General features: G+C 60.2%; 16 protein-coding genes and 2 pseudogenes. 8 read left to right on the top strand and 10 right to left on the bottom strand.

Annotation, left to right across the window (positions count from 1 at the left end):
* Positions 1 to 198: 198 nt before the first annotated feature.
* The 4 genes from ACKVY0_RS08800 to ACKVY0_RS08785 all read right to left on the bottom strand — a co-directional run bounded on the left by ACKVY0_RS08800 (position 199) and on the right by ACKVY0_RS08785 (position 2,721).
* Positions 199 to 1,575 carry a hypothetical protein gene (locus ACKVY0_RS08800; RefSeq protein ID WP_409214435.1) on the bottom strand — a complete coding sequence of 459 codons (1,377 nt, stop codon included), beginning with the start codon at positions 1,573 to 1,575 and terminating at the stop codon, positions 199 to 201.
* A gap of 21 nt (positions 1,576 to 1,596) precedes the next feature.
* A complete protein-coding gene (locus ACKVY0_RS08795) occupies positions 1,597 to 2,034 on the bottom strand; it encodes an Rrf2 family transcriptional regulator (protein WP_409214434.1) in 438 nt (145 codons plus the stop codon).
* A gap of 165 nt (positions 2,035 to 2,199) precedes the next feature.
* Positions 2,200 to 2,358: a hypothetical protein gene (locus ACKVY0_RS08790; RefSeq protein WP_409214433.1), complete on the bottom strand. Its 159-nt coding sequence runs from the start codon at positions 2,356 to 2,358 to the stop codon at positions 2,200 to 2,202.
* A 108-nt stretch (positions 2,359 to 2,466) separates the two neighbouring features.
* Positions 2,467 to 2,721 (bottom strand): hypothetical protein, encoded by a 255-nt coding sequence (locus ACKVY0_RS08785; RefSeq protein ID WP_409214432.1) that lies wholly within the window; start codon positions 2,719 to 2,721, stop codon positions 2,467 to 2,469.
* Positions 2,722 to 2,872: 151 nt separating this feature from the next.
* Here ACKVY0_RS08785 and ACKVY0_RS08780 point away from each other — a divergent pair, with 151 nt between their 5' ends.
* Genes ACKVY0_RS08780 through ACKVY0_RS08770 form a run of 3 tightly spaced genes read left to right on the top strand, consistent with a single transcriptional unit; the run spans position 2,873 to position 5,598 of the window.
* Complete coding sequence (locus tag ACKVY0_RS08780; protein WP_409214431.1) at positions 2,873 to 3,595, top strand: hypothetical protein; 723 nt, start codon at positions 2,873 to 2,875, stop codon at positions 3,593 to 3,595.
* Between the two features lie 54 nt (positions 3,596 to 3,649).
* Positions 3,650 to 4,570, top strand: a complete 921-nt coding sequence (locus tag ACKVY0_RS08775; RefSeq protein ID WP_409214430.1) for a sugar phosphate nucleotidyltransferase — start codon at positions 3,650 to 3,652, stop codon at positions 4,568 to 4,570.
* A 38-nt stretch (positions 4,571 to 4,608) separates the two neighbouring features.
* Complete coding sequence (locus ACKVY0_RS08770) at positions 4,609 to 5,598, top strand: aminoglycoside phosphotransferase family protein (protein WP_409214429.1); 990 nt, start codon at positions 4,609 to 4,611, stop codon at positions 5,596 to 5,598.
* A 222-nt stretch (positions 5,599 to 5,820) separates the two neighbouring features.
* On the opposite strand, the pseudogene ACKVY0_RS08765 reads toward ACKVY0_RS08770, so the two are convergent.
* Positions 5,821 to 6,774, bottom strand: a pseudogene (locus tag ACKVY0_RS08765) (DNA-methyltransferase); the annotation flags it as partial.
* Positions 6,775 to 6,831: 57 nt separating this feature from the next.
* On the opposite strand from ACKVY0_RS08765, the gene ACKVY0_RS08760 reads away from it, so the two are divergent.
* The 4 genes from ACKVY0_RS08760 (at position 6,832) to ACKVY0_RS08745 (ending at position 10,054) form a co-directional block, all read left to right on the top strand.
* A complete protein-coding gene (locus tag ACKVY0_RS08760) occupies positions 6,832 to 7,056 on the top strand; it encodes a helix-turn-helix domain-containing protein (RefSeq protein WP_409214428.1) in 225 nt (74 codons plus the stop codon).
* On the top strand, positions 7,053 to 7,538 hold the full coding sequence (locus tag ACKVY0_RS08755; RefSeq protein WP_409214427.1) for a restriction endonuclease: 486 nt from the start codon (positions 7,053 to 7,055) through the stop codon (positions 7,536 to 7,538). The genes ACKVY0_RS08760 and ACKVY0_RS08755 overlap by 4 nt, the downstream gene beginning before the upstream one ends.
* 290 nt (positions 7,539 to 7,828) lie before the next feature.
* A complete protein-coding gene (locus tag ACKVY0_RS08750; protein WP_409214426.1) occupies positions 7,829 to 8,728 on the top strand; it encodes a phosphatidate cytidylyltransferase in 900 nt (299 codons plus the stop codon).
* 192 nt (positions 8,729 to 8,920) lie between these two features.
* Complete coding sequence (locus tag ACKVY0_RS08745; RefSeq protein ID WP_409214425.1) at positions 8,921 to 10,054, top strand: 1-deoxy-D-xylulose-5-phosphate reductoisomerase; 1,134 nt, start codon at positions 8,921 to 8,923, stop codon at positions 10,052 to 10,054.
* 26 nt (positions 10,055 to 10,080) lie between these two features.
* Here the strand turns inward: ACKVY0_RS08745 and ACKVY0_RS08740 are convergent, their stop codons facing one another.
* From ACKVY0_RS08740 to ACKVY0_RS08730, 3 genes are all read right to left on the bottom strand, one after another.
* A complete protein-coding gene (locus ACKVY0_RS08740; protein ID WP_409214424.1) occupies positions 10,081 to 12,543 on the bottom strand; it encodes a DUF1553 domain-containing protein in 2,463 nt (820 codons plus the stop codon).
* A 200-nt stretch (positions 12,544 to 12,743) separates the two neighbouring features.
* Positions 12,744 to 13,055, bottom strand: coding sequence for a hypothetical protein (locus ACKVY0_RS08735; protein ID WP_409214423.1), 312 nt, complete (start codon positions 13,053 to 13,055; stop codon positions 12,744 to 12,746).
* 152 nt (positions 13,056 to 13,207) lie between these two features.
* Positions 13,208 to 14,677: a PhoH family protein gene (locus ACKVY0_RS08730; protein WP_409214422.1), complete on the bottom strand. Its 1,470-nt coding sequence runs from the start codon at positions 14,675 to 14,677 to the stop codon at positions 13,208 to 13,210.
* Between the two features lie 358 nt (positions 14,678 to 15,035).
* Between ACKVY0_RS08730 and ACKVY0_RS08725 the strand changes: the two genes are divergently transcribed.
* Complete coding sequence (locus tag ACKVY0_RS08725; protein ID WP_409214421.1) at positions 15,036 to 15,347, top strand: hypothetical protein; 312 nt, start codon at positions 15,036 to 15,038, stop codon at positions 15,345 to 15,347.
* A gap of 847 nt (positions 15,348 to 16,194) precedes the next feature.
* On the opposite strand, the gene ACKVY0_RS08720 is transcribed toward ACKVY0_RS08725, so the two are convergent.
* Positions 16,195 to 16,617, bottom strand: coding sequence for a hypothetical protein (locus ACKVY0_RS08720; RefSeq protein ID WP_409214420.1), 423 nt, complete (start codon positions 16,615 to 16,617; stop codon positions 16,195 to 16,197).
* 363 nt (positions 16,618 to 16,980) lie between these two features.
* A pseudogene (locus ACKVY0_RS08715) lies at positions 16,981 to 18,537 on the bottom strand (hypothetical protein); the annotation flags it as partial.

Genomic DNA, 18,537 nt, shown 5'->3' with positions numbered 1-18,537 from the left:
CGCTGATCGAGCGCATCGAGCGTCGCCACGAGAAACGTCGTCGTGCGGCAGCCAACGCCCTCAAACGCCAACGCAAACGGGAAAAAGTTGCTCCGGCGAAGGCTTCAACCTCCTAACAAAGCAGAATTAAGCATCTGAGCCGTTTTTGCATTGGCACATGTTAATGATGAAGCGTGGAGCTTTCTCCCGGCAGGCCATTCACTTCGCCGCCAGCGTCTTCTTCCACTCTGCGGGCGCTCCGGGCAATGTCTCCGCGAGGATGCGGCGGATGTGGGTGCGTTCGGTTTCGGTGAGGTAGGTGTAGCTGCTGGTGGTGTCTTTGCCTGCGAGGACGGTCCAGAGGCGGTTGAGGACGGTTTGCTTCAGCGGGGCGGTGAGGTGCCGGAAGGTGAGGGAGTAAACCATGTAGCTGCAGCGGTGCTTGAAGAGGCGGTTGAGGAGCTGGAAGTCCTTCAGGCTGCGGCCATCGCTGCTTTGCGGGGCGCGTTGGGTGAAGGTGGTCTGGAAGGCGGGATCGCCTTCGATGCCGCCTTCGGGAAGTTCGGCCTCGTCTTTGAAGAGCAGGGCTTCGACGACGTCTTCGGCGCAGTGGTCGATGATGCGGCGGGCGGTGCCGGTGGGTTCGCTTTCGATTTTTTCGCCAAGCTCGCGCTGGAGGCTGGTCTGCATGTGCATGGCACGCAGGGAGGTGTGATTCGCCTTGGTGAGGATGTTTTGCACGCTGGTCTGATGCTCCAGGACCATGAGGGCGATGATGTCGCTCTGCTTGCGCGGGTAGGGCGTGGTGTCGAAGAATTGGGCGAGGTTGGTGATGTTGGCACCGGCTTTGAAGTCGATGTCGATGGTCTGGTCATTCTTCTCAGTGGCGGTGACGTTGCCGCGATGCAGGACGCTGCCGTGCCTGCCGGTGACGTACCAGCCGCCCCAGCGGTCGCTGAACGGTGTGGTGGTATCGACGACGGTGCTGCCCTGGCTCATGATGGGATGGCCTGCGGGGCCGGGAAACACGGAGCGCACGATGACACCGGGCACTTCGGGGGTGAAGGGGCCGCCGTGGCAGCTCAGGCAACTGTTGTCGCGCTGGAAGTGCAGCGGCTGCTGCGGCTCCTCGTAGGGATCGAGCAGGTAGAAGATGGGGCCGAGCTTCGGGTCGATGGTGGAGACTTCGATGCTGCCGCCGAGGCAGTAGCCGACGTAGGCGTTGTCGCCGAAGTAAACGACGCGTGGTGTCTGCGGGGTGATGCGGTCGTTCTGTTTGCTGGTCTTCGAGAAGACCATGACCTGCGATTCCTGTGGGATGTCGAACTGCTTCATCACATCGCGCAAGATGCTCCAGGCATCTGTGCGGTCGATTTTCACTTTCCCGGCGGCCATTAGGCGTTCGAGACGCTGCGTGGCGTCGTTGGGCGCGGTGTCGGAGTAGCGGATGGGAGCGTTTTCGTATTCATCCTCGGCTTGAAGAGGGTGTGGCAGGAGGAATGACGAAATCAGAATGACGAATGACGAATGAATGACGAAGCCCGAACGAGATGCGGACGGGTGTCGGGTCGTGGAGTTGGACCAAGGAGCGTTCATAGCTGGAAATTCGTCAGTGACTCACGCAGAGATCAGAATGCGGTTCATGCGGACGCCTTCGCTGCCGGCCACGAGGTCGCGCAGCGTGTGGTGGTCGAGCGTGTCGTAAAAGGCGTTCACCGCCTGGACGAGGGCGCTTTTGAGACGGCAGGAGCCGTTGATGGGGCAGGTGTTGTGCTGCTGGTCGAAGCACTCGACGATGAAGGGCGTGTCCTCGGTGCGGCGCACCACCATGCCGATGCGGATGTCCTCCGGCTGCATGGCGAGGGAGATGCCGCCACCGCGGCCACGGCGGGTTTCGAGGTAGCCGAGCTTGGCGAGGTAGTTCACCACCTTCACGAGATGGTGCCGCGAGATGCCGTAGGCCTCGGCGACTTCGCTGAGCGAAAACGATTCGCCCTTCAGCGCGGCAAACATGAGCACGCGCAGGGAGTAATCGGTGAAGAGGCTGAGTTTCATGCCCGGTTTACGAGGGCATGGAGTTAAACTTGCACGCGGCGTGCATGTTTAAAGAAAGGACGCCAAGGGAGGCGCAGCCAGCGGCAGAATCGGCGCAATGCGGGCATGAAAAAGCCCGGAGACATGCTCCGGGCTTTCGTGGCTTCAATCTTGTCCGAGAGGAGATCAATGCTTGTGGGCAGTCTTGCCGGCAGCAGGTTTGGCGTCGCAGCAAGCCTGGGCCGGAGCGCAGCAGGAGGCTTGTTTCTTGGCAAACGGGCAGGTTTTGCAACTGCTCAGCGTGAGGCTGGTGGCGATGAGGGCGAGGGTGATGAGTGCTTTCATGATGGTGTTTGGTGTGGGTGAGCTGGAAATGATACGGGTGGAGATATGAAAAAGCCCGGAGGGCTGCCTCCGGGCTTCGTGGGTGAATATCAATCACCGCAGAATGGATCAGCCTTCCTTGAGGGACTCCACTTTCTTGTGGGAGCTGACGGCGGTGACTTTCTTGCCGACGAGCTTGTCAGCGCCGGAGACGGCGGCGGTCAGGGTGAGCTTGACGTCTTTGCCGCCGGACTCGATGACGATGGACTTGGAGTCAGCGTCAACGGACTTGAGCTTGCCGCTGGTGGTTTCGGTTTTGCCGCAGCCTGCGAAGGCGGAGACAGAGAGGCCAAGAACGGCGAGGGTGGTGAGGATGGATTTCATGTTGGTTTGGTGTGGTTAGCTTTCCGTCAGGGAAGTGACCGGGCGGATTTGCGTGCATTCAAAACGAGACCGGGGAGTCCTGCCAATCAAAAAATGTGGGGTATTTGAAAAAAGCTCGTCACAGCCCCCCGGCCTGTGCCACGCTCCAGCGATGAAACCCAACGCGCTTTTCCTCCATCTCGGCCTGTTTTTGCTGCTGGCGGCCTCCGGCTTTGCCCACCCGTTGCCGGACGTGGCGGTGCGGGCGAATTTTGAGCAAAACGGGGACTGGATGCTCCAGGTGGAGATCGACCCGCGCAGCTTCGAGCCGGACCCGAATGTGGCTCCTTACCTCACGAACGCCGACCTGGGCGTCACGGCCCCGGAGCAGCAAGACAAGCTGAAGGCGAAGGCGCGGGAATACATCCAACGCGTACTTGAGGTCGTGCTCGATCCCGTGGTGGAGGTGAAGCCTGATTTCACGTGGGATTTCACCACCATGGAAAATGTGCCGCTGAAGCAGCCGGAGGACCCGGTCATGCTCACCGGCACCTGGAAGGGCAAGATTCCCGATGGCACGACGGGTTACTCCATCAAGGCGCTGCCGACGGGGACACTGAGCCTCCTTTATCACAACACCGCCCTCGGCAAGAAGGTGGAGCGCTATCAAATCCTCTTTCCGGGTGAAACCAGCTACGTGCTGGATTTGCAGACCTTCACGCCGCGCACCAAGGCTCCGCCGCCGGTCACGGCACCGGAGGTGCCACCGCTGTCCTTGATGGACTGCCCGATGTGCGGAATGGGGGCTGGCGGCGGCTATGCACTGCCAGCCATCGTCTCGGTGGTCGGGATCGTGGTTCTCGTCACTTGGCTGCGGAAGAAACGCGCGGCTTGAGTCTCTGTGGTAACTTCCATTTGCACCGCCATCGCGTCCGCGTAAATGCCGCGCGTGAAACAGGCATTCGTGTTAGGCGCAGGCATTGGCGAGAGGCTCAAACCGTTGACGGAACAGCTTCCGAAACCGCTCGTGCCCGTGTTTCACCGGCCGCTGATCACCTACGCCTTCGATCATCTGCGTGCGGCGGGCGTCTCGCGTTTCGTGGTGAACACGCATCATCTGCCTGAGGCCTATGCGCAGGCATTTCCAGATCAAATTCACCAAGGAACACCGATTCAATTTCGCAATGAAAGCCCCGTGCGCCTCGAAACCGCCGGCGGCATCGCCAACGTGCGCGACCTGCTCGGAAACGAGCCGTTCCTCGTCTATAACGGCGACATCTTGACCGACCTGCCGCTCAAACCGCTGCTCATGGAGCACCGTGAGAACGGCAATCTCGTCACGCTGGTGCTGCGCAGCCATGGACCGTCCCTGCACATCGCGTTTGACCCACGCCGTGGCCGCGTGACCGACATTCGCAACAAACTTGGCACTGGTGATGAAGGGAAATATCTTTTCACCGGCATCTACGCCTGCGATCCGGCCATTCATGACTGGATCACGCCCGGCAAGGTCGAGTCCGTCATCCCGATCTTCCTCAACATGATTCGTGAGGGGGCCAAGATCGGTGCCGTCGTGATCGATGAGGGCAGTTGGTGGGATTTGGGCAGCCGCACGGCTTACCTGTCCGCGCACTCGGCGTTGAACGGCAGGTATGGCCCGGCGATTGATCCGGCGGCGCAGATCGAAGATGGAGCCGTGTTGCGCGGCATCAATGTCGTCGGCGCTGGTGCCGTGATCGAAACGGGGGCGCAGTTGGAAGACACCATTGTCTGGCCCGGCGGTCGTGTCGCATCGGGTTCGGTGCTGAAGCGTTGCATCGTCCGCAGCGGCATCACGGCGACGGGATTGCGTGAAGATGCAGATTTCTAAGGCAGGCTGTCGCGCACACTGCTTAATTTCACGCCTCCATGCTCCCCGAACACGAGGCCCTGCTTTTCTTCACGCACGAACAGTTTCCTGAACTGAAGGATGCTGCCTGCGAAGTCGAAGTGATCCTCAAAGGGGCCTCCGACCGTCATTTCTACCGCCTCAACTGGCAGGATGGCCGCCCACCGATGGTCCTGATGGTTTACACGCTGGCACGACGCGACAATCCGAAGTTCGTGCCTGCCACACGTCGTCTGGCGAAAATCGGTGCGCATGTGCCGCAGGTGTTCGCCTTTGATGAGCAACGGCTGTGCGTGTGGCTGGAAGATCTGGGCCGGATCGACCTGCATTCCTTCAACGACCAGCCCTGGAGTCGGCGTTTCCCGCTTTACGAAGCGACCTTGCGCGAGGCGGCGAAATTTCACGGTGTCGGCGAGAAGTCGCTCACGCAGGCCGATCTCGATGAACTGGAGCCCGCTTTCGACGAAGCGCTTTACGAATGGGAGCAGAACTACTTCCTCGATCATTTCGTGCGCGGCTATCTGGGACGCGATTTCCCTGATTCCGAATACGCCGCCGCCCACGAAACGCTCAAACAGCTTCGCCGCCGCCTCGCCAAACTGCCGCGCTGCCTCGTCCATCGCGATTTCCAAAGCCAGAACGTGCTCATCCGGGGCGAAGACGCCTGGCTGGTCGATTACCAGGGGCTGCGCCTCGGCCGCGCCGAATACGATCTCGCCTCCCTGCTTTACGATCCGTATGTGAATCTCACGCGCACCGAGCGGTTCGAGCTGCTCAGCTACTATGCCACGCATCGCGGCCTGGGTTTGAACGACGTGCGCGAAGTCTTCTACCTCTGCGCCGCCCAGCGTCTGATGCAGGCCCTCGGTGCGTATGCCAATCTCAGCCGCAACCTCGGCAAGCCGCATTACTTGCAGCACATCCCCGCTGCGGTCGCGAATCTCAACGAGGTCTGCCAGGAAGGGCAGGGGCTTCATGAGCTGAGAGCGTTCTTTGAAGGCGGCTTTTGATGATTCTGATCAGGTCGTGCCGGCTCGTTTTCTGCGTCGTTTCGGTTTCTCATACTTCACTGCTTTCCTTGGAGGCAATGGTTCGAGTGAATCTGCTTTTTCACGCAGCAATAGCAGCCCCTGCTCCACAGTTTCGGCACGACGCTGCTTTGACACGAATCCAGGTGCCTCCACCACTTTCCGTCCATTGGTACTCGTTGATGCATAAGCAGCCTTGCGGAAGTCCACGGTCTCGCCTTTGAGCAGGGAATCGTATGTCCGCTTCATGTCATTCTCGGTGGCCGTCTCGCTGAAGAAGCGGAAGGAACTGGCGGCGAGGTAATCGAGACGCTCTTCAAAGGCCAGCCAGCGGCGGCCTTCGCGCTCGGCGACCTGGCCAGTGGTGTTGGAACCAGCGAAAATGTCGAGCACCACATCGCCGGGATCGGTGAGAAAACGGATGAAGAACTCCGGCAGTTTCGCCGGGAAACGGGCGGGGTGGCCTTTGGCCTCGACTGCTTTGCAGCCGCGCAGGTAGCAGCCGTTGGACTCTGAATTCGGGATTTGCAGCAGGTTGGACGGAATCGCACCCCCGTTGTCCTTGCCAAAGCTCGCACCGATGTCGTGGCCTGATGGACGTTTTTTCGGCGTGTAAAAGGCGGCGGGGTCTTCGATGAGCTTCTTCATTCGGTCGCTGTATTCGGCTAGCACCTTCGAGACATTGGCCTTCGGCCACGGCGTCTTGCTGAACCACCAGAGCGTGTTCACGGCATCTTTCGCCCGCAGCTTGCGCTTGTTCACCCATTCGATGGGGCTGGGCAATTTGGAAGGGTTGTACCAATAGAAATCCTCGGCGAGATGGAAGCCGAGAGTGTCGCAGAACTCAATCAACACGCGGAAGGGATACAGACTGCGGCTGGGCTGTCCGGTTTCGTAAGCGCCACCGAGATCGAGGACAAAGCTGCCGTTCTCTTTGAGCTTATCCTTCACCAGCCGTCCAAACTGAGCGAGCCAGTTCACATACTCGTGCTGCTGCTTGTTCCCGTATTCCTTCTCCCGCAGCAGAGCGAATGGCGGGCTGGTCATGACGAGGTCGATGCTGCCATCCTCCAGCTCGGTAAGAAGCTGCAAGGAGTCACCACAGTAGGCGGCACCGTGGTTGGTCTGGTAAAGGGGGCTGGACTTCGTCAGCAACATCGCGCCACTTATAGTCTGTAGATTCAAAGGCATCAACCCGGCTTTCATTGCAGCACCATGCCACAACTGAATGCCCGCCAGCGATTCGCCGTGAATCTGAAGGAGCAGAGGCTCGCGAAAGGCCTCTCGCAAGAGGATTTGGCGGACTTGTGCGGCCTGCACCGAACCTATGTGGGATCGGTCGAGCGCGGGGAGCGCAACATCTCCATCGACAACATGGAGCGTCTGGCGCTGTCACTGGACGTGCCGCTGGAAAAACTCATCAAGGGCCAGAAGTCATGAAGGCACATGCGGACAAGGCCAAGCTGAACCGTCTGTTTCCTGCGATGCGCGAGCTTCAGGAACTCGCCACCAAGCATGGCATTGATGACATCTTTCAGAGCAACGGAGGGAAGATACTTCAAGTGCTGATTCTCACTGGTCTCAAAGCACTCAAAAACCTTCAAGGGAACGACGCCGTGGATGACGACGGCAACGAATATGAACTCAAGTCCGTAAACATCGGATTGAGAAAAAACAATTTCTCCACGCACCACCACATAAACCCAACGATCATTGGCAAATACCGCAAGGTGCGCTGGGTGTTCGCGGTCTATAAGGGGATCGAGTTGCAGGCGCTTTACCGCATGTCAGCGGAGCAGCTTGAGCCTTACCTCGGTGCGTGGGAGCGGAAGTGGCATGAATCCGGCGGCAAGGACATCAACAACCCGAAGATTCCGCTGAAATTTGTGATGGAGCACGGGACGGTCATCCCGCACGAGTAGGCGGGTGACAATCAAAACCGTGCCGAATTTCACGCCGACCAACGAAAACACTGCCCCACTGTCAGTTTGCCGTGTGAGTAGGCCGAAATGCGCACGCGATTCGCGCTGTTGCCGCTGAGGAGCCAGACGTTGCTCAGATCCATCGTATGCTGGAAACCCACATTGCCACTGGCTCGGTCGGAGCCTAGGAGGGTTGAAATTTACGGGGCATGAACAAATGCCAAACGCGAAATCGCATTGCTCAAGCGGGCGGGATACGCTCTAAATGGCGGAGCTTCTCCACCCGCCGCATGTCCCAACCCACCGTTCCGCCCCCGCCCAGCAGGCGTCGCGTTTTCGCCTCCCGCCTGTTCAGCACGCTGCTCCTGTGGTCGCTGCTCACGGTCGCTTTTCTGCAATGGCAGAACACTTGGCTCGTCATTGCGATCACCGGCTTCTTTGGCGTCGCTGGTGCCGTGGAGTATTACCGGCTGCTGCGCAATGATCTGCATGCCCGTTCCTTCAACGCCCTCGGCTTTGTCATCTGCATCGTGTACTGGGGTTCGGTGATCTGGTACACGACCACGCGGCATGACGTGCCACCGATGTGGCTCGATCTTGCCGCGCTGACCGCCAGTGTGCATGGCTCCTTCCTGCTCTGCTACCGCCTGCAGCTCGAAGGTGCCGTGACACTCCAGCGCATCTTCAACACCGTCTTCGGTGTGGTTTACACCGTCATCTTCTTCGGCTTCATCGCCCGGCTGATGTATTTCCAGTCGGACGGCAAGGGGATCACCGGCATCTTTCTGGTGCTGTTTCTCGTCATGGTCACGAAATTCAGCGACATGGGGGCCTATGTGGTCGGCGTGCTGTTTGGGAAGCACAAAATGATCCCGCATATCAGTCCCGCGAAGTCGTGGGAGGGCTTCGTCGGCGCTTTCATCGGTTCCTTCGGTGCTGCGGCCATCCTGCTGGCCCTCATGCCTGAAAAAATCGCTCCCATCACCTGGATGCACGGCATGATCCTCGCCCCGGTGCTCTGTGCCACCGCCGTCACCGGCGACTTGGCCGAGTCTGTGCTCAAACGCTGCGTCGCCATCAAGGACAGCGGCCACACGCTCCCCGGCATCGGCGGTATCCTCGATTTGACCGACAGCCTGCTCTTCACCGCTCCGGTGTTCTATTTTTACCTCTCGGCCATCGCCCGCTAAGCCAATCCTAATCGTCCTCCTACTCCTACTCCTACTCGTCCTCGATTCTGCCACTCCGCCATCTTCCAACCCTTCGAGCCACCCAGCGGCTAGTTTGCGGCATCTCGATCGCTAATCACTGCATCGATTCCGCAATGATCGAGGACGAGTTCGAGTAGGAGGATGAGGACGATCTCAACCCCACGTTCTGTGATGCGCAAAGTTCTCCTCCTCGGCTCCACCGGCTCCATCGGCACCAGCGCCCTCAAAGTCGCGCGCGACATCCCGGAGCGCATGCAGATCGTCGGTTTGGCCGCGAACAGCAGTGTCGAGGCACTCGTTGAACAAGTTCGTGAGACCGGCGTGAAGCACGTCGCCCTCACCGATCCCGCCGCTGCGGCCAAAGCGCGTGCGCTGCTGCCTGCGGATGTCGTGTTGCACACCGGAGCACAGGGACTCATCGATCTCGTAAAGCAAAGTGATGCCGACATGGTTCTCGTCGCCATCGTCGGTACCGCCGGACTCGCACCCGCGCTTGCGGCGATTGAGGAAGGCAAGCATCTCGCCGTCGCCAGCAAGGAAATCCTCGTCATGGCCGGCGAAGCCGTCACTGCGGCTGCGAAACGCAAGGGAGTGAACATTCTGCCCGTGGACAGCGAGCACAACGCCATCTTCCAGTGCCTCGAAGGCCATCGCCACAGCGACGTGCAGCGCATCCTGCTCACCGCCAGCGGCGGCCCGTTCCGCACGCTGCCTGCCGATCAACTGCCGCAGGTCACTGTCGCGCAGGCATTGAAGCATCCCACCTGGACCATGGGCCGCAAGATCACCATCGACAGCGCCACGCTCTTCAACAAAGGCCTGGAGATGATCGAGGCGAAGTGGCTCTTCGACGTGCCGATGGACAAGATCGAGGTCGTCGTCCATCCGCAAAGCATCGTCCACAGCATGGTCGAGTTCGCCGACAACAGCGTCATCGCCCAGCTCAGCCACAGCGACATGTGCTTCCCCATTCAGTACGCCGTCACCTGGCCCGACCGTGTCCCGAACAACCTCAAGCCGCTCAACTTCGCTCAAGTCGGTGCCTTGCACTTCGAGGCTCCTCGCGTGGATGATTTTCCTGCGCTCAATCTCGCCCGCCACGCCGGCACCATCGGCGGCACTTTGCCTGCCGTGCTCAACGCCGCCAACGAAGTCGCCGTCGAGGCCTTCCTCAATGGCAAGATCGCATTCCCCGGCATCTGGCAGACCGTCGAACGCGTCATGACTGCGCATCAAGTCATCGCGCATCCCTCGTTGGAGGAATTGATTGAGGCCGATGCGTGGGCGAGACGCGAAGCAAAATAGCTGGATTCAAAACCTCCAAGCGCCAATCACTCCCGCGTGATGGTTTCGTCCAGATTGAGCATGACGCGGGCGAGGGCCTGCCAGCATTGCGCTTCGGTGGCTTTGGAATCGCGTTCGGCGTGAAGCAAACGGGTCATGGATTGGCGTTCGCTGTCACTGGGAGGGCGGGAGACGCAGAGCTGGAAGGCGTGGGTGATGCGTGCGTCGTCGGTTTGGGCTTCTTTGATCAAGCGTGCAGCGAGGGCCTGGGCGAACTCGACGTAGGCGGCGTCGTTGAGCAGGGTGAGGGCTTGCAGCGGGGTGTTGCTGCGGATGCGGCGGGTGCAGGTGCTGAAACCGTCGGGTGCATCGAAAACGCTGAGGGATGGCGGTGGGGTGGCGCGGAAGATGAAGGTGTAGAGGCCACGGCGGTAGCGATCCTGGCCTTTGCTGACGGGCCAGGCACGTTTGACCTGCCCCAAGGACATGACGCCTTCAGGAATGGGCGGATAGACCGGTGCGCCACCCATTTTGAGCGAGAGCAGGCCGCTGGTGGCGAGACAGACATCGCGCACGACTTCGGCGTCGAGGCGCAGGCGGTTTTGACGCCAGAGGAGGTAGTTGTTGGGGTCGGTGCTTTGGGCGTTGCGGAGCAAGTGCTCAGTGTTCGCTTCGCGGCTTCGCAGCAGTGCCAAGTGTTCGCTTCGCGGCGTCGCAGCAGTCTGAGCACTGAGCACTGAGAACTGAGCACTGGATTGAAGATAGGTCTGACTGCCGACGATAAGCTGATGCAGGTGCTTGAGGCTCCAGCCGTGCTCCATGAAATCGACGGCGAGCCAGTCGAGCAGTTCGGGATGCGTGGGGAGGCGGCCCATGGTGCCGAAGTCGTTTTCCGTCTCGACGATGCCGCGGCCGAAGTACTGCTGCCAGACGCGGTTGACGAGGACGCGGGCGGTGAGCGGGTTGCGGCGGTCGATGAGCCACTGGGCGAGTGCTAGGCGGTCGCTTTTGGTGTTTTCGGGCAGTGCATGCATCACCTTGAGCACGCCGGGCTGCACTTCCTCGGACGGGCGGGTGAAGTCGCCTTTGATGAAGAGGGTGGTTTTGCGCGGCTTGGGCAGTTCCTTCATCACGAGGGTGGTGGTGCCGTTGGTGAGGATGTTGTCGAGTTCGAGGTGGCGGTCGTAGAGCGGATTGAAGATGGAGTCCGCCGTGCCGGTCATGGCTTTGAAGAGGATGCGCTGATCGGCGGCGCTGCGTTTGGCGGCGGCCTTGGCGATGGATTTGAGTGCATCGGCGGGAAGGAGCTTCTTTGATTTTTCGCCGAGAGTGGTTTCCCATTCTTGCAGCACGGCCATGCGCTCTTTGATGTGGGCGTCGATCTGTTTGAGCAACAGTTGATGCTCGGCCTTGAGTTTGACGAGATCCTGGCCGGGATTGGGGACGGGCAGGGTGGGCTCGTCCTGGTTGTTGAGGAAGGCGAAGAACTGGTAGTACTCGCGCTGGCTGATGGGATCGAACTTGTGGTCGTGGCACTGCGCGCAGCCGATGCCGAGGCCGAGCCAGACGGTGCCGGTGGTGGCGACGCGATCGAAGACGCTCTCTATGCGGAACTGTTCTTTGTCGATGCCGCCTTCTTGATTGATCTGCGTGTTGCGATGGAAACCGGTGGCGATGAGTTGGTCGCGGCTGGCTTTGGGCAGCATGTCACCGGCGATTTGTTCGATGGTGAACTGGTCGAAGGGCATGTCGCGGTTCAAGGCGTTGACGACATAATCTCGATACGGCCACATGCTGCGCGGGGCGTCGATGCTGTAGCCGTTGCTGTCGCCGTAGCGTGCCTGATCGAGCCACCAGCGAGCCCAGCGCTCGCCGTAGTGCTTGGAGGCGAGGAGGCTGGCGGCTAGATTCTTGATGCTGGATGCTGGATCCTTGATGCTGGATGCTGGATTTTTGATGAAGGCGGCGACTTCGGCGGGAGTGGGCGGGAGGCCGGTGAGATCGAGGTGGAGGCGGCGGATGAGTGTTGCGGGGGACGCGGGTGGTGAAGGCTTGAGGCCGGCTTTGGCGAGACGGGCGTGAATGAAGGCGTCGATGGGATGAGTGGGGCCGTTGGGTGGCAACGGCGCTTTCACAGGAGCAATGAAGGCCCAGTGGCGGTCGTCGCTGGGCTGCTCATCAGCGGGAGCTTTGGCTCCTTCGGCGATCCATTGCCGGACGAGGGCGATCTGGGAGGAGTCGAGCGGGCCACGCTTGTAGGGCATCTGCGGGATCTCGTCATGCGTGCCGGAGATGACCTGGATGAGGAGATCGGGCAATGCGGCACCGCGTTTGCCGCCGGTGCGTGTTGCGGCGGCGGTGTCGAGCCTGAGCTGGGACTTCTGCGTGGTGGCACCGTGGCATTTCACGCAGTGCTGCTGGAGCAGGGGTTTGATCTGCGTGGTGTAATCCACCGCGGCTGAGGCGGTGGCGGCGAGAAACAGGCAGATGGCAAAGGTGCGAAGGAGCATGTGGCGTGAAGCTGAAAACCAGAGTTGATAGTGAATGGTTGATAGTTGATGGCCTGAGCATCAATCCAGGTTTTCAAGATGAACAACGTACGTTGTGTTGATGGGTGCTTCTTCCGCGTTCTGGCGAACGCAGCCACAAAAAACGCCGCACTCGCGCGGGGCGGGTGCGGCGTGGATGACTTCAGGTCAAAGAGTGACGCTTACTTGGCGTCTTTCTTCGGCTTCGGGGTCAGTTCTTCCTTGGAGAGGCTGCCGTCTTTGTTCTTGTCCATCTTGCCGAAGCGCTCTTCAGCCTTGGCGGCGTCCTTCTTGGCGCCAGGAGATGCCAGGAACTCCTCTTTGGAGAGGGTGCCGTTGCCGTCCTTGTCGAGGTTCTTGATCATTTCATCCGCACTTGGAGGAGCCTTCTTCTTGCCACCTTCAGCGGCGGGTTTCTTCGGCGCATCGCCTTCAGCGGCGTTAAGGGTGGCGGTGAGGGCGAGAATGGAGAGGATCGTGGTGATCGCTTTCATAGTGTGTTTGGTCGATTTGGTTTGGTTTGAATGAGCGCGGGTTTTTGGGTGGCCCAAGTCTGCGCGTGGCGTGTTAAACGAGGGGATGTCGATTCCGTTTCAAAAAATCGCGGATGATTTTTGCGAACGTGAATTTCCACAACAAACGCGGTTCACAGCAGGCGTGCGCCAGCCTCGGCCAGCGGGCTGCGCTCGCCTTTCACCAGCGGAACGTGCGCTGCAAAGGGCTGGCCGCGCATGCGCTGACGGGTGTACACGAGGCCGTTGCTGCGGCTGTCCACGTAGGGGTTGTCGATCTGCGCCGGATCGCCGACGAGGACGAGCTTGGAGCCGCGTGACATGCGGGTGACGATGGTTTTGGCCTCCAGCGGGGTGAGCTGCTGGGCTTCATCGAGCACAAAGAAGCGATCTGGAATGCTGCGGCCACGAATGTAGCACAGCGCTTCGATTTCGATGACGCCCTGCTGGATGAGCGGGTCATAGGGCGCGGCGGGCGCGGTGATCTGCTGCTGCGCCTCGGGCATGAAGCGGTTCTTTTTGCGCGCCGGACCTTGCTGTGTGCCTTCCAGCGGCCGCATGAGGAGATCGAGCGCGTCATACACGGGCTGGAGCCATGGCCGCATCTTTTCCTGCAAGGAGCCGGGCAGGAAGCCCACGGTCTGGCCCATGGCGACGATGGGACGGCTGACGGTGAGGCCGTGGTAGGTGCGGTTAAACACCTGCTGCAAGGCGGCGGCGACGGCGAGCAGCGTCTTGCCAGTGCCAGCCTGACCGTAGCAGGTGACGAGGCTGATCTCGGGATCAAGCAGGGCATCGAGGAAGCAGGCCTGGCCGAGATTCATCGGCTTGATGGCACGTCCCTGGCCGACCTTGATCGACTCAGGTGTGTGATGCAGGCGGACGAATTCGCCCTGCGCACTGAGCTTCGCGGGCATGGTGGCTTTGTCACCGGCGGAGAGCAGGCCGTAATCATTCACGACCATGCCGGCGGTGCGGTTTTCCGGCAGCGTGAGGCGGCCGCTGCTGGCGAAGCGCTGCAATTCATGCGGACTGACTTCAACGCGGGCGATGTCAAAGTTCGCCACTTCACGCGGCTCCACTTTGTCGTGCAGGTAATCTTCACACTCGATGCCCACGGCACGCGCTTTGAGCTGCATGTTGAGGTCTTTGCTGACGAGGATGACCGGCGGCGAGACCTGCTCGCGCAGCCAGAGCGTGCAGGCGAGGATGCGGTGGTCGGCTTTCTCCAAGGCGGGGAAGATGCGCTGGAATTCCAGCACGCTGGGCACCTCGCAGGCCACATCGGGGTCATAAACGACGACGCGGATGCTGCCGCCGCCATCGGTGGGCACACCGGTGGTCACAGAGGCACCCTTGGTGGCAAAGATCTTCATCAAGGCGCGATGCACTTCGCGCGCATTCGCACCGCGCTCGGTCATCTCGTTTTTGAAGCGGTCCAGCTCGCTGAGCACATCCACCGGGATGCAAATGTGATGCTCGGCAAAGCGGTGAATGCAGGCCGGGTCGTGGAGCAGGACGTTGGTGTCGAGGACGAAGGTTTTGATGCCTACAGGAGTGGCGGGGCGGCGGCGGCGGGCGGGGGTGGAAGCGGTGGAATTCACAGAAGAGGGACCAGAATCAGACGTGCGGGTAGAAATGAGGGTTTGAGCTACGGATGCAGGATGGTCGTCGCGGTCCATGGTGGTTCAGTGGTTATGGTGGTTGACTGCCTTGAAATGGCAGGGACGGCTGTTCTTTGGCGCATGGGAAGTGCCAAGCCTACCGATCCCAGAATGTGATTTTTTGAATGAATCACGGTAATTGCTAGAGAGTGTCAGACCGTGGAGATACTGGCAAGAAGTTATTCACATTGCCGAAGGTTTTTCACCATAGCGCAGCATGGAGTCATGCGGCAGGCGCTCTGCTGCGGCCGCTGGCTTCATCCTCGACTTTTGCCGGAATGGGCACACAATCCACCCCATGCCTGGGATCACCGCCGCCGAGCTTGCTGAACTTCCACGCCTCACGCGTGAGCAGATCGCTGCGCCCACGGTGGAGCGTGGCGAGCGCATCCGTGAGCTGTATCTCGCACGCCCGGCGAACTACGACTACCACAAGGCCTTCGTGGTCGCCCGGATCCTCAGCAGCGAGCGTCTGCGCACACGTGCCAAGTGGGTGCGTTTTGCCCAAGAACTCATTCAGGATCCAGGAGTCAGCAATCGCCTCCTAGATCAGGCCATGAAACTCATCCGCCTCGAGCAAAAAGCAGGTCGCCGGCTCCGCTGGCAGTAACAACCACTAGACCTAGTATTCCGATGAACTGGAGTGATGCACCGCCCAACTGGAACACACCCATTGGCGAACAGATCGACCGCTTTTCATCACCCCGCCCAGCGCGTTTCGGTCCACCGAGAGCTGGTTTGGCCGTGCGCATCATGAGATAAGGCATGGCATCAAAATCATGCTGCCGCAGGTCCGTGATGCCTTGGTAGGAAAGCTGCACCGCCGCCGTAAGCCTGAACTGAATGGATTGGAACCCAAAGACCTCCGCGCCTTCCTCCGTGTGCAGGAACTGAGCGGCGGGCATCCCACGGAGGCTGAGCTGCTCCAAGACATCCTGCTCTGCCCATACGCTTGGCACCTGCAGATGAGTGGTGCCGTCACCGACTTTCGCCGGAATCTCGAGGTCCTCTGGCCCGTGCTCTATCACAAACCGTTGCAGGTACAGCAGCAGATCATCCGCCCGCTGCTACACGAGCTTGAACTCTCCGGCTATACCGAAAGCCAGGACTGGTACGAACTCGTCCGCGCCCTCGCCCCCCACGCGGCCTTAAGGCGCGAGGGGTGGCACGATTTACCCAGGTGTCTTGAGGAGTGCTCCCTCGTTGCTCATGTCCTGCCTCATCGGACCCTGATCTCGCCTCAGCCGTATCCATGCAATGGAACCACAGAGACACCGGGGACACAGAGGGAAGAGTCTTGTTGACCGACTTCACCATGAGGTGACTTCCAGGTGTTTCTTAAATCCTCTGGGTATCCGGTGCCTCTGTGGTTCACCTTCTGTATGGTTACGGCTCAGAGCTGTCGGCACCGCGCTGGTGGTTCATTCCAGCCAGGTGAGTCTCTTGCAAAACATCAGTCAGACATGATGCAGGATATTTTCGCCTGCCCATGTTTTTGCCTTCCATTCTGGCGCAAGCCTCCGCCAAGCTTGAGATCGGGAGGTATTGAAGGCAAAAAGATGGGCAGGCAAAAACATGCAGACTGCGCTTGGAAGAGGTTTTGCAAGAGACTCAGGTGGCAGGGGTTTTAGACTGCAAAGACCGCCTTGAACCCCGCCTGCTCGAAATGACGGCCACGGGTGAGGGCATCGCTTGCTCTTCGGCGCGCCGTAGAGGTCGTGGTCATGATTGTCCGCCGCATCCATCGGCGCGTCCTTGACGCAGCCGATGAATTCCTTGTAGCGCTCAGCAAACCTCTGGCGCTGCTTCGTCTGCGGCAGGATGAGGACATCCTCGGGCAGCTTGATCGTGTCATTCATGACGGTGGCCGTGATGCTCATGACGGGAAGCATAGCCGATCTGGCCCGCCGGTCAGTTTCCACGCCTGCTCCGCGCTCCTGCTGGAACGCCGCGATGGCGCTCCGTAGGCTCGTTCGCCATAACGAAGGGCTTGGGGAGCCGTCGAGGGCTAGGAGACGCCCGCCTCCCGCATTCTGGCGAATGCGCCTACCGCGCATCGTAGGCTCGTTCGCCAGAACGAGGGGTTTGGAGAGCTTTCGAGGGCCTGGGGAAGCCCGTCTTCCGCATTCTGGCGAATGCGCCTATCGCGCGTTGTAGGCTCGTTCGCCAGAACGAGGGGTTTGGAGAGCTTACGAGAGCCGGGGGACGCCCGCCTTCCGCATTCTGGCGAATGCGCCTACGGTTCACCGCACCACCGTCACATCCGGGCGCGCTTTCTCGAAGGCGGCGATGGCGGCGGGGGTGAGGTTGGGGCAGCTCTTGAGTTCCAGGGTCTTGAGGCTGCGCAGCTTCGTGAGGCTGGTCAGGCTGGCGTCGGTGATCTTGGGTAAAATGTCCAGCGAGACCAAACTCAGCTTCTTGTGGCCGCTGAGCGTCTCCAGGGCGGCATCCGTCAGTTTCTGGCAGTCACGGAAGTGCATACCTTCCAGCTTCTCCAGATCAAGCACACCAGTCATGGCCTCGTCCGCGAGGGCGGAAGAGACAAACAAGATGATCTTGAGGCGCGGGAAGTTTTTCAAGGCCCTCAAATCATCCGCAGTGTAGTTCCATGTGGGTGCGCCTTCTAATGAAATGGATTCCAGCTTGGGAAAGGCTGCGGCCAGCACCGCCGCCTCCGTACCAGACTGTCCGGGGGTGAGGTCAAAGCCCAAGATGGGAAGATTGGACCACTGTTTCTGCATCGCAAGACCATCAGCCGTCAATGCTGTGCGGCGCACCGACAGGGAACGGAGATTGTCGAGCCCCGCCAGCAAAGGGAGATGTTCGTCACGGAGGCGGCTATCACTTCCTGACAAGACCAAATTCATGAGTGTCTTTAATTTCCCAATCTGGCGCAACCCCTCCTCTGTCGGTCGAAAGTTATTCAAAGTGAGAATTTGAAGGCTTTTGGCCGCTGCCAGGACTTCAATGCCCTCGCCCGTGATCTGAGGCTCATTACCGATGTCGAGAAACTGTAGAGAAGAGCCTGCGAGATGACGGAACATCTCGTCCTTCACACCAGTCTGGACTATCTGGATTCCGCTCAGCACAGGGAGCGAAGGCAAAATCTCCAGATGCTCCGCCGTGATGGGCAGGGTGATCAGATTCAGCCGCGTGAGTCCTTTCAGCCCGGCTAGTGGCAGGAGGTTGTCCACCGGAGCCAGCGGTCGTTTGGTGGCGGTGAATTCGAGATAGACCCCCGTGACCTCAAACCGACCGCGTGGGAGATCAGCGGCATCGGTGATGTTTGCGGTGACGCCCGCGAGTCTGACGCTGCCACCGACGGACAGCACCCACTCCGCCGCCTTGCGATCGTCGCCGGGCGGGAATTTCTTCCTGGGTAGGGCGCTTGCTCCTGCAAGCGCCGGGTTGGGTGGGTTTGCAGCCGCAGGGCCAGTCGCGGCGGCTGGAGGACCAGCCGCCCTACCTAATCCCTCGCGATACTCCCGCACGGTCTTCGCATCGGGCACGCGGTTCTTTTGCGTCAGCGTGCTTTCGAGCTGCTTGAGGCGGAGGGAGAGCGGGTCGGTCAGCGCTTTGAGATTGGCGGCGCGGGTGGCGTCGAGCTTGGCGAAGGCGTCGCGGTAGATTTTGCGCAGGCCTTTGAGATTGGCGGGTGTGGCGTCGTCGTCCGCGGCGGGGAGCGGATTGGCCGTAGCTTCGAGTGGCACTCGAAGCCCGTCCGCTTCCTGACTTCGATTGCCAATCGAAGCTACGAGCTTCTTCTCCGCCTCCAGCACAATGACCCCATCGAGATGCCC

It is taken from the genome of Prosthecobacter sp., assembly GCF_046154365.1.
Lineage (GTDB): Bacteria > Verrucomicrobiota > Verrucomicrobiia > Verrucomicrobiales > Verrucomicrobiaceae > Prosthecobacter.
The sequence above is the reverse complement of the archived record's forward strand: the minus strand, read 5'-3'. Positions and strand labels throughout refer to the sequence as shown.

Coding starts and splice junctions, on each gene's coding strand:
- ACKVY0_RS08770 (WP_409214429.1), top strand. CDS start 4,609: ATGCTCCCCGAACACGAGGCCCTGCTTTTCTTCACGCACGAACAGTTT.
- ACKVY0_RS08780 (WP_409214431.1), top strand. CDS start 2,873: ATGAAACCCAACGCGCTTTTCCTCCATCTCGGCCTGTTTTTGCTGCTG.
- ACKVY0_RS08740 (WP_409214424.1), bottom strand. CDS start 12,543: ATGCTCCTTCGCACCTTTGCCATCTGCCTGTTTCTCGCCGCCACCGCC.
- ACKVY0_RS08720 (WP_409214420.1), bottom strand. CDS start 16,617: ATGAGCATCACGGCCACCGTCATGAATGACACGATCAAGCTGCCCGAG.
- ACKVY0_RS08725 (WP_409214421.1), top strand. CDS start 15,036: ATGCCTGGGATCACCGCCGCCGAGCTTGCTGAACTTCCACGCCTCACG.
- ACKVY0_RS08800 (WP_409214435.1), bottom strand. CDS start 1,575: ATGAACGCTCCTTGGTCCAACTCCACGACCCGACACCCGTCCGCATCT.
- ACKVY0_RS08750 (WP_409214426.1), top strand. CDS start 7,829: ATGTCCCAACCCACCGTTCCGCCCCCGCCCAGCAGGCGTCGCGTTTTC.
- ACKVY0_RS08785 (WP_409214432.1), bottom strand. CDS start 2,721: ATGAAATCCATCCTCACCACCCTCGCCGTTCTTGGCCTCTCTGTCTCC.
- ACKVY0_RS08795 (WP_409214434.1), bottom strand. CDS start 2,034: ATGAAACTCAGCCTCTTCACCGATTACTCCCTGCGCGTGCTCATGTTT.
- ACKVY0_RS08790 (WP_409214433.1), bottom strand. CDS start 2,358: ATGAAAGCACTCATCACCCTCGCCCTCATCGCCACCAGCCTCACGCTG.
- ACKVY0_RS08745 (WP_409214425.1), top strand. CDS start 8,921: ATGCGCAAAGTTCTCCTCCTCGGCTCCACCGGCTCCATCGGCACCAGC.
- ACKVY0_RS08755 (WP_409214427.1), top strand. CDS start 7,053: ATGAAGGCACATGCGGACAAGGCCAAGCTGAACCGTCTGTTTCCTGCG.
- ACKVY0_RS08760 (WP_409214428.1), top strand. CDS start 6,832: ATGCCACAACTGAATGCCCGCCAGCGATTCGCCGTGAATCTGAAGGAG.
- ACKVY0_RS08735 (WP_409214423.1), bottom strand. CDS start 13,055: ATGAAAGCGATCACCACGATCCTCTCCATTCTCGCCCTCACCGCCACC.